Origin of the sequence: Mediterranea sp. ET5, from assembly GCF_023337025.1 — a bacterium.
Classification (GTDB): Bacteria; Bacteroidota; Bacteroidia; order Bacteroidales; family Bacteroidaceae; genus Phocaeicola_A.
This window is the reverse complement of the sequence record NZ_JAMBLN010000029.1, coordinates 23,048-32,217: the sequence shown is the minus strand read 5'-3', so window position 1 is coordinate 32,217 and position 9,170 is coordinate 23,048. Positions and strand designations below refer to the sequence as shown.

Below are 9,170 nucleotides of genomic sequence, written 5' to 3'. Positions count from 1 at the left end.
ATTTAAAAGTCTGGGCATAAGATAGTCAGTAAGTCATCCGTTACTTGATTCAGTATACTTTTCTGTCTCAAATTATTCACATAGTAAGAAGGTATGGAATTAAATTCGTACTTTGCGCCTAATAAGCTACAGGTTACGGCAGCATTGGTGTCTGCATCTCCTCCTGCATTAACTACCGCCAACAAACCTTCTTGAAAACTCTCGACATGATATAAACACCAGATAGCAGCAGATAATGTTTTCAAGGTATATCCCATAGTGCTTTCATCATCTAGGGCTAAATCTAGTATATCATCAACCGTTTTTGCCAATAACAGATAAGGTTCTATTCGTTCATCAAATTTTCTTGCTAATTCTTGGATAGCTTCAAACTCTAGTTCATCTCCATTCCACACAAAATGATGTATTAACTCTGATAAAATAACACAAGAGCCAATACATCGGGAATCTGTGTGGGTAAGTTTACAAATTTCTTCTGCATAATATGATACGTCCTGTTTCCAAAGTCCTATCACAGATGTTCTCATAATACCGCCGTTTGCTGCACTTTTCTTACCAGATAACTTCCAGACGATTTCTGCCGCTTTCGTTGGATTATTTGTATAATCAGAAGTGGCTAATACATTATATGTATGTCGCCCAATTCCCATAGGAGAACCCTTAAACCATTTCTTAAAATTCTGAGCAATGGAATTTAAACAAATATTCTTATCTGCAATTATCGCATTGGCGATGCATAACATCATATCTGTGTCATCTGTCCAGTCTCCTTGCTTCCATCTTTTACGATGTCTGTCTTGAATTATTTGACTATATAATGTTAATCTTTGCGGGTAGTATTTTAAAACTTCTTTGTGCGACATAAATTCTGTGCCAAGTCCCAAAGCGTCTCCAATTGCTTGGCCAAAAATCACTCCACGAATTTTATTATATAATTCAAATGGTATGTTTTCATTGCAGTTATCCATATTTGTTTTTTATATCATTAGTACAAACGTTCGAATGAATTATGTAACTAAGCTGTTACCACCATGTTCCCGGAGGTTAAAGATACGTAGATATATTGTAGGGCGGATGATTTTTGCAAGGAATCTGCTAAGAAATGGGAAGAATCCGGTAAGCTGACGGCTCACGTCGGTAGGCATAGTTGCCACGAAGCGACTCGAAGCTCTCGGGGGAGGCTTTCAGCCGACGGCTGTCGTCGAGCGGATTGTAGATGCGGAGCAGGGCTTCGGCACGGGAAGTAGCACGGATGAGCGGTTCGGAAGGTGCCGGCGGCTCGATGTGAAACTCTTCCGGCAGCCCGAAGAAACGGCAGAATGCTTGGAGAGACATGCGGGTGGCGTTCGCCTTGCCGTCCGCTGAATAGCCGGCAATGTGGGGCGTGCCGATGAAGACCTGCTGCAACAGGCGGCGGTCAATGTCCGGCTCGTGCTCCCACACGTCGATGACGGCGTCGGCAACACGTTCGTCGGTCAAGGCGGACAGCAGGGCGGCATTGTCGACCACCTCTCCGCGTGACGTATTAATAAGGTAAAGCGGACGGGAGAGCGAGCGGAAGAATGCCTCGTCCGCCAGATGCCACGTCGGGTGAGCACCCTCGCGGGTGAGCGGCGTGTGAAAGGTGATAAGGTCTGAACGGCTGACGAGTTCCTCCAGCGAGGTGAAGCCTTCCGGTCCCTCGGCTTCGGCACGTGGAGGGTCGCAACAGAGCACCGTCATGCCCAGCCGACGACCGATGTCCGCCACACGGCTGCCGACATGACCCACGCCGACGACACCGAGGCAGGCACCCCGGAGGGAAAAGCCCCGTTCACGTTCCAGCAGCAGGAGGGCTGCCTCGACATACTGTTCCACACCGCCCGCGTTGCAACCCGGGGCATTGGTCCACGTGATGCCCGACGCACGGCAGAAGTCCGTGTCGATGTGGTCAAAACCGATGGTCGCCGTGGCAATGAAGCGCACCCGGCTGCCTGCGAGCAACGCACGGTCACAGCGTGTACGGGTACGGACGAACAGGGCGTCGGCGTCCCTCACCAGCTCCGGGGTGAAGTCGCGCCCCTCGGCATAAACCACCTCATCGGCAAGTCGCTCGATGACACCCTGCAGGTAGGGTATTTTCTTATCAACGATTACTTTCATGGAAAATTGTCATTAGTCGGTGCAAAGTTAGCCGCTTTCTTGCACTTTTGAATATCGTTCGTATTGTCAGTTCGGCAAGAATGCCTATTTTTGTCGATTGTAACACCATAAGCATAGAACGGTTATGACATTCACAGAACTTTGCAACCCGATATTTGTGCAATCCATCGATGATTACCACAAAACCGACAATGTGGATACGCCTATCAACAACCCTTATGCGTTGAAGACGATCGAGTACTATCTCTATCTCAAAAACTGGATAGACACTGTCCAATGGCACTTCGAGGACATCATCCGCGACCCGAATATCGACCCGGCAGCCGCCTTGGTGCTGAAGCGCCGCATCGACAAGAGCAACCAGGACCGCACGGACCTCGTGGAGCTGATCGACAGCTATTTCCTGGACAAATACAAGGATGTGAAGCCGCTGCCGGATGCCACCATCAACACCGAAAGTCCGGCGTGGGCAATCGACCGCCTGTCGATTCTCGCGCTGAAGATATACCACATGCGTCAGGAGACGGAACGCACCGACGTGTCTGCCGAGCACCACGAGCAGTGCGCCCGCAAGCTGGCAGTCCTCCTGGAACAGCAGAAGGACCTGTCGACAGCCATCGACCAGCTGATTGCCGACATCGAGGCGGGTCGCAAGTACATGAAAGTCTACAAGCAGATGAAGATGTACAATGACCCCGAACTCAACCCGGTGCTCTACGGCAAGAAGTGAGCCTTCGCCCCATCGTACACAGACCAATCATCCCATAACACTCGACTAAACGTGAAACATCTGCTCGTCATACGCTTCTCGGCGCTGGGCGATGTGGCAATGACCATCCCGGTCATCCACGCCTGCGCCTGTCAACATCCGGAGCTGCGCATCACTGTGCTGAGCCGGGAGTTCGTGCGTCCGCTGTTTGAGCGGATGCCTGCGAATGTCAGTTTCGTCGGGGCTGACCTGAAGGGACGGCATAAGGGCATCGGCGGACTGAACCGCCTCTTTGCCGAGCTGCGTCCGCTGGGCATCGATGCCGTGGCGGACCTGCACGACGTGCTCCGCAGCAAGTACCTGCGGATGCGCTTCCGCCTGGCGGGCATACGGACCGCTCACATCGACAAGGGAAGGCGCGAGAAGAAGGCGCTGACCGACGCGGTGGAGAAGAAGCTCGTCCCGCTGAAGTCGTCCTTCGAACGGTATGCCGACGTGCTGCGCCGATTGGGGCTGGACGTGACACCCCGCTTCTCCTCCCTCTTCGGCGATGCCGGGGGCGACCTGCGCACGGTCGTCGGCGTGACGGGAGAGAAGGGGACGGACACCTGGGTGGGCATCGCTCCGTTTGCCGCCCACCGCGGGAAGGTCTATCCGCTGGAACAGATGGAGCAGGTGGTGGCTGCACTTGCCGCTGCCGGATGCCGTGTGTTCCTCTTCGGGGCAGGCGCGTCGGAACGTGCGCTGCTCGAACAGTGGGAGCAACGCCATGAGGGCGTCCGTTCGTTGGCAGGAAAGCTGCGGATGGACAGTGAGCTGGTGGTGATGAGCCACCTCGACGTCATGGTGTCGATGGACTCGGCGAACATGCACCTGGCATCGCTCGTGGGCACTCCGGTGCTCTCGGTGTGGGGCGCGACACACCCGTACGCCGGCTTCATGGGCTGGGGACAGACGGAAGACCGTGCCGTGCAGCTCGACCTGAACTGCCGTCCCTGCTCCATCTACGGGAACCGTCCCTGCCTGCGCGACGACTATGCGTGCCTGACGCTGCTTCGTCCCGAAACCCTTGTAGAACGAATCAAGCAACTAATCGAATCAAAGAAAGACTGACATGAAACTTATCGTCCATCCCGACTACCGCCGCTACAGCGACTTCATCCGGCAACTGCCTGCCAGTTTCGACCAGAGTGGCGAACTGTTGTATCAGGGACGTAACGTCGTCAAACGCTACCGGGTGGACGGACAGTCGCTCGTCGTCAAGAAATACAAGCACCCCAACTTCTTCCAGCGCATCATCTACACCTACTTCAAGAGCACGAAGACCGAGCGTGCCTATAAGTTTGCCGCCCTGCTGCGCGACAAGGGCATCGAGTCGCCCCACGAGGTGGCGTACATCGAGACCAGGCGTCACGGGCTTTTCACCACCGGCTTCTTCGTGTCGCTCAACTGCGACTATCCGCCGACGAGCATCCTCCTCTCGGTGCCGCACTTCGACCATCCGCTGGCCGACGCACTGGCAGGATTCCTCGTGGAGCTGCACGAGAAGGGTGTCCTGCACGGCGACCTCAACCTGACCAACATCCTCTATCATGCCGATGACGACGGACGTTACCGCTTCGCGCTCATCGACACCAATCGCTCCATCTTCAAGCGGCCCACCCCCGACGAATGTCTGGACAACCTGAAACGACTCACCCACAAGCGCGAGGTGCTCGTCTACATCATCTCCCTCTACGCCCGTCGCCGCGGTTGGGATGCCGACGAGTGCGTCCACAAGGTCATCCGCCAGCTGGAACGCTTCGAGGAGCACCGGCGCATCAAACGCCGCTTCCAGGATTTTTTCGGCATCCGCCATGCCTGACCACTTAAACGCACGCCCTATGAAACTCGTCTATTACCTGGTATTCGCTCTCTGGTACGTCCTCTCGTTGCTGCCGTTGCGGGTACTCTACCTCCTGTCGGACCTGCTCTACTTCCCCCTGTACCATGTGGTGCGCTACCGGCGCGGCGTGGTGCGGAAGAATCTCACCGCATCGTTTCCAGAGAAGAGCACCGCGGAGATTGTCCGCATCGAGAAGCAGTTCTACGCTTTCTTCTGCGACTATGTGGTGGAGACGCTCAAGCAGTTCTCCATGTCGGAGGAGCAGATGCGCCGTCGCATGACGTTCAGCGGAACCGAAGACATCGTCCGCGACATGGAGCGCGAGGGGAAGTCGTTCACGTTCATCTACCTGGGACACTACTGCAACTGGGAGTGGATTGCCTCGATGCCCTACTGGTTCCCCGGTGACGTCTCCTGCGGACAAATCTACCACCCGCTCTACAACAAAGCTTTCGACCAACTGTTCCTCAAGCTCCGCAGCCAGTACGGTGCACGCTGCATCGCCATGAAGGAGACCCTGCGCCGCATCATCGAGATGCGCCGTCAAGGAGGGAAGCACGTCATCGGCTTCATCTCCGACCAGTCGCCCAAGTGGAACAGCATCCACCACTTTACCCCCTTCCTTCATCAGGACACACCCGTATTCATCGGGACGGAGAAGATAGGGCGTCAGATGGACGCGCTCATCTACTTCGCCGACGTCACCCGTCCCCGTCGGGGGCACTACCACTGCCACCTCTACCGCATGGTCGACGACATCGGCCAGGTCAAGGAATACGAGGTGACCGACCTCTACATGCAACACCTCGAACAGATGATATGCCGCGCCCCCCAATACTGGCTGTGGTCGCACAACCGGTGGAAGCGCACGCGCGCCGAGTGGGAGAAGCGGATGCAGGAAAAAGCGTAAGCCTATGCGAACCGATACACTGACTCCGGAGAAAGACCCGATGGGAGCCGCCATTGCCGACTTCCACCGCCGCGGGAAGGCACAGCCGCTGCGTGTCTTTTCGTCCCGCTTTGACGAGGACGAGATGCCCGTGAAAGAATTGTTCCGTACCTTCGACACGATGCCTCCGCTGGAGCAGACCGCCCTGCGCATGGCACAGGGACGCATCCTCGACGTCGGCGCCGGCAGCGGATGCCACTCGCTCGCCCTGCAGGCGATGGGGAAGGACGTGTGTGCCATAGACATCTCGCCCCTCTCGGTGGAGGTCATGCGCGAACGCGGCGTGAAGGACATCCGTCTCGCCAACCTCTTCGGCAACGAACCGCTTGGGACGTTCGACACCATCCTGATGCTGATGAACGGCTCGGGCATCATCGGACGCATCGAGGAGATGCCCACCTTCTTTGACCGCATGAAGCAGCTCCTGCGTCCCGGCGGATGCATCCTGATGGACTCCAGTGACCTGAGCTACCTCTTCGAGGATGAGGACGGAGGGATGCTCATCGACCTGGCAGGCGACTACTACGGTCAGGTGGACTTCCTCATGCAGTACCGGCAGGTCAAGGGCGAACCCTTCGACTGGCTCTACATCGACTTTGACACCCTCTCGCTCTACGCCTCCCAATGCGGCTTCCGTGCCGAATGTGTCCGGGAGGGCGAGCACTACAACTACCTGGCACGGCTCTCCGCGGACGCCTGAGCGCGCCCCGCACCGGATAAACGCAGAGGCACGAAGCCACAGCAACCGTCCGTCACCCCTCCGTGGGGCTGGCATACGCTGTGTCTTCGTGCCTCTGTCTGTATCCCGTCATGCCGTCATGACGGTGCCGGCCGTCACTTGCCGTAGAGCTCCATCAGGAAGGCGTCGAGGTAGGCGCCCCGGGTGTTCGTGCGGTAGAAGCGTCCCTCACCGTCGAGCACCATGCACATGGGGATGCCCGTGATGTTGAACTTCTTCACCTCCTCGCCCATGATGCCGCCGGTGATGCGTGCCTGTGTCCACGTCATCCGCTCTTCCTTCATGGCTTTCTGCCAGTCAGCCTCCTTCTCGTCGACCGAGACGCTGACGATGTTGAAGTCCTTGTACTTCTCGTGCACCCGCACCAGGTGGGGAATCTCCGCGCGGCACGGTCCGCACCAGCTTGCCCAGAACTCCAGCATCACATACTTGCCCTCGGGGATGAGGCTCGACAGCTTCACGGTCTTGCCGTCGGGCGTCTGTACGTCGATGTCGGCATACTTCTCACCCAGTGCGACCGGCTTGATGCGGCTCACGATGGAGTCGAGTGCCGCCAGTTGGGGAGTGCCTGCCCAGGCGTCTGCCACCCAGCTGCGCATCTCGTCAATCTGCTTGCCGGAATAGTTCACGGTGAAGTCGGAGAAGAGCGCCACCAGCTGGTCGAAAGCCACGACCGACGAGGGATTCTCGCGGATGAACGCCAGGGTCTTCTCCTGAAGCTCCTTGCGCCACCGTGCCTCCTCCTTCACGAGTGCTACCCCCACCTCGGTGTAGTCGTGCTTGTGCTCCTTGTCGTTCATCATCGGGGCGGTGTACTCCTCCCAGTAGCGTCGGTCGATGACAGTCAGGCTGTCGCTGACGGGCTTGATGTCCGCCCGGAAGCGGGCGTAGAAGTCCTCCGTCGCAGAGCCCTTGATGACGGGTGCCTCCAGCGGACGTTCGGGGTCGTAGAACACTCCGGGCAGCGTCTTCAGGTTGCCTTCGAAGGTGATGGGCGAGTTCTCCAGATAGAAGTGCGAGGCGAACACCTTGCCCTGGACGCTCTCCGTCGGGTCCGTACGCAGGTCGATGCGGAGGGTGTACATCTGCGGACGGTCCACGTGCCCCTTGAGGCTGAACTTGCCGTCCGTGATGGTGGCACTGTCGGTCGACACCATCTGTCCGTCGGGCATTTGCCGTTGCAGGTATGCCATGCCGGTGGGTGCTTCGCCGCCGGTGAGTACGCCGTCGAGCGTATAGCCCGGACCGGCGCCGGGCTGACAGCCTGCCAGGAGGGCGACGGCTGCCAGAAGAGTCAGTTTCTTCATAAGGTTATCATTTAATGGTTGGATATTTCGTAAGTCGGGTTCTGCACCAGCAGGCTGTTGCCGCTGAGTGCCTGTGTGGGAATGGGCAGGACGAGATGCTGCATCGACTGCGTGTATCCCAGTCCCGTGGCAGTGAAGTCAGTGCCGTCGAGCCGGTAGTAGCGCACCATGTCGTACCACTCCTCGTAGTTCTCCGCGCTCAGCTCCATGTACTTGTGGCGGAAGATGGTGAGCAGCAGGTCGCCGTCGGCGATGCCGTCCGCATAGTCCTCCGCGTAGCCGGCGCGGGTGGCGACAGGCTGCAGGGCTTCACGTGCCTGCGGGTAGTTGCCCTCGCGCGCCTCGGCTTCCGCCAGGATGAGGTACAGTTCGGGCAGACGCATGAAGTAGTAAGTGTTGTTGTCGCCCGTCGTGGCGTTGTTGAGCACATACTTCCTCAGGCTCATCGGCTGGAAGGCGACGGTGTAGCGGGCGTCATACAGTTCGTCGCCCGTCGTGCCTGCCAGCTCGTCGGCTATCCGGCTGACGGTCGTCCCGTAGCCCAGGTTCACATCGGTGGTCAGGATGCTGCCCATCGTCTCCAGCGGATAGGACACGTAGGGGGCGAACAGGGTCTCCGGGGAGCTGAAGCCCTGGGCAAAGACCGTCAGGTAGTCGGTCTCCAGCGAAGCACCTCCGGCGGTGGCGTCGGCGATGGCGGTCCGGGCGGTGGTGGCAGCGTCGGCGAACCGTCCCATGTAGAGCAGCACACGTGCGCGCAGCATCTGCACGGTGACGCCGTTCACCCGGTAGGCGCGTCCGTCGTATGCCGGGGCGGCAGCCGCCTCGTCGAGGTCGGACAGGATTTGCGTGTAGCACTCCTCGACCGGAGCGCGCCGTTTGGCCTCGTCGTTGCCGCGTGCCGGTTCGTTGTAGAGCACCACGCCGTAGTCGGACGAGCGGTCCCAGAACTCGCCGAAGGAGCGCAGCAACATGAACTCGGCAAACGCCTTGTGGAAGTAGGCTTCGCCCAAGATTTCGCCCTTGCGTGCCTCGGTCAGTCCCTTCGGATGAGCGTCGCGCAGGTTCGCGATGAGCGAGTTGGACTGGTTGATGATGGCGTAGAGGCCCGTATAGTAGTTGAGCACGGTGTTGTTCTGCGGACGGAGGTTGTTCTCGCGGAAGTTCGTTGCGCCCTCGGCGACGGTCGTGTTGTTGAGCGTGCCCGTCAGGATGAACATGCCGTTGCGCATGGATGCGAGGGATCTTTCGCGGTAGCGGCTGTAGATGCCGTTGAGCAGGTACTCGGCAGAGTTGCTGTCAGTGATCACATCGTCGTCGGTCAGGACGAAGTCGGGCTGGATGTCATCGACCGGACCCAGCAGGTTGCACGACGAGAGTGTGAGGCTCACCAGGAGGGTGAGCAGGATGTTTCTATGCGTAGTCATATACCTTATCTT

Annotated in this window: 9 protein-coding genes; 5 read left to right on the top strand and 4 right to left on the bottom strand. The window is 57.9% G+C overall.

What is annotated here, in order from left to right; translation table 11 throughout:
• Positions 1 to 2: 2 nt before the first annotated feature.
• A complete protein-coding gene (locus tag M3087_RS13580; protein ID WP_249096586.1) occupies positions 3 to 968 on the bottom strand; it encodes an ADP-ribosylglycohydrolase family protein in 966 nt (321 codons plus the stop codon).
• A gap of 127 nt (positions 969 to 1,095) precedes the next feature.
• On the bottom strand, positions 1,096 to 2,142 hold the full coding sequence (gene pdxB, locus M3087_RS13575; protein ID WP_249096583.1) for a 4-phosphoerythronate dehydrogenase PdxB: 1,047 nt from the start codon (positions 2,140 to 2,142) through the stop codon (positions 1,096 to 1,098).
• Positions 2,143 to 2,266: 124 nt separating this feature from the next.
• On the opposite strand from pdxB, the gene M3087_RS13570 reads away from it, so the two are divergent.
• The 5 genes from M3087_RS13570 to M3087_RS13550 are packed head-to-tail and all read left to right on the top strand — an operon-like array spanning position 2,267 to position 6,385.
• Positions 2,267 to 2,872, top strand: a complete 606-nt coding sequence (locus M3087_RS13570) for a DUF4254 domain-containing protein (protein ID WP_022384839.1) — start codon at positions 2,267 to 2,269, stop codon at positions 2,870 to 2,872.
• Positions 2,873 to 2,923: 51 nt separating this feature from the next.
• The gene (locus M3087_RS13565; RefSeq protein ID WP_022384840.1) at positions 2,924 to 3,964 is read left to right on the top strand and encodes a glycosyltransferase family 9 protein; all 1,041 of its coding nucleotides are present in this window, start codon (positions 2,924 to 2,926) and stop codon (positions 3,962 to 3,964) included.
• A gap of 1 nt (position 3,965) precedes the next feature.
• Complete coding sequence (locus M3087_RS13560) at positions 3,966 to 4,715, top strand: lipopolysaccharide kinase InaA family protein (RefSeq protein ID WP_249096581.1); 750 nt, start codon at positions 3,966 to 3,968, stop codon at positions 4,713 to 4,715.
• Positions 4,716 to 4,734: 19 nt separating this feature from the next.
• Complete coding sequence (locus M3087_RS13555) at positions 4,735 to 5,646, top strand: lysophospholipid acyltransferase family protein (protein ID WP_249096579.1); 912 nt, start codon at positions 4,735 to 4,737, stop codon at positions 5,644 to 5,646.
• Between the two features lie 4 nt (positions 5,647 to 5,650).
• Entirely contained in the window at positions 5,651 to 6,385 is a 735-nt protein-coding gene (locus tag M3087_RS13550) for a class I SAM-dependent methyltransferase (protein WP_249096578.1), read from the top strand.
• Positions 6,386 to 6,519: 134 nt separating this feature from the next.
• On the opposite strand, the gene M3087_RS13545 is transcribed toward M3087_RS13550, so the two are convergent.
• Both M3087_RS13545 and M3087_RS13540 read right to left on the bottom strand, forming a co-directional pair.
• Positions 6,520 to 7,731 (bottom strand): TlpA disulfide reductase family protein, encoded by a 1,212-nt coding sequence (locus M3087_RS13545; RefSeq protein WP_249096576.1) that lies wholly within the window; start codon positions 7,729 to 7,731, stop codon positions 6,520 to 6,522.
• 11 nt (positions 7,732 to 7,742) lie between these two features.
• Complete coding sequence (locus M3087_RS13540) at positions 7,743 to 9,158, bottom strand: RagB/SusD family nutrient uptake outer membrane protein (protein ID WP_249096574.1); 1,416 nt, start codon at positions 9,156 to 9,158, stop codon at positions 7,743 to 7,745.
• Positions 9,159 to 9,170: the final 12 nt, after the last annotated feature.

Coding starts and splice junctions, on each gene's coding strand:
- M3087_RS13545 (WP_249096576.1), bottom strand. CDS start 7,731: ATGAAGAAACTGACTCTTCTGGCAGCCGTCGCCCTCCTGGCAGGCTGT.
- M3087_RS13540 (WP_249096574.1), bottom strand. CDS start 9,158: ATGACTACGCATAGAAACATCCTGCTCACCCTCCTGGTGAGCCTCACA.
- M3087_RS13560 (WP_249096581.1), top strand. CDS start 3,966: ATGAAACTTATCGTCCATCCCGACTACCGCCGCTACAGCGACTTCATC.
- pdxB (WP_249096583.1), bottom strand. CDS start 2,142: ATGAAAGTAATCGTTGATAAGAAAATACCCTACCTGCAGGGTGTCATC.
- M3087_RS13555 (WP_249096579.1), top strand. CDS start 4,735: ATGAAACTCGTCTATTACCTGGTATTCGCTCTCTGGTACGTCCTCTCG.
- M3087_RS13580 (WP_249096586.1), bottom strand. CDS start 968: ATGGATAACTGCAATGAAAACATACCATTTGAATTATATAATAAAATT.
- M3087_RS13570 (WP_022384839.1), top strand. CDS start 2,267: ATGACATTCACAGAACTTTGCAACCCGATATTTGTGCAATCCATCGAT.
- M3087_RS13550 (WP_249096578.1), top strand. CDS start 5,651: ATGCGAACCGATACACTGACTCCGGAGAAAGACCCGATGGGAGCCGCC.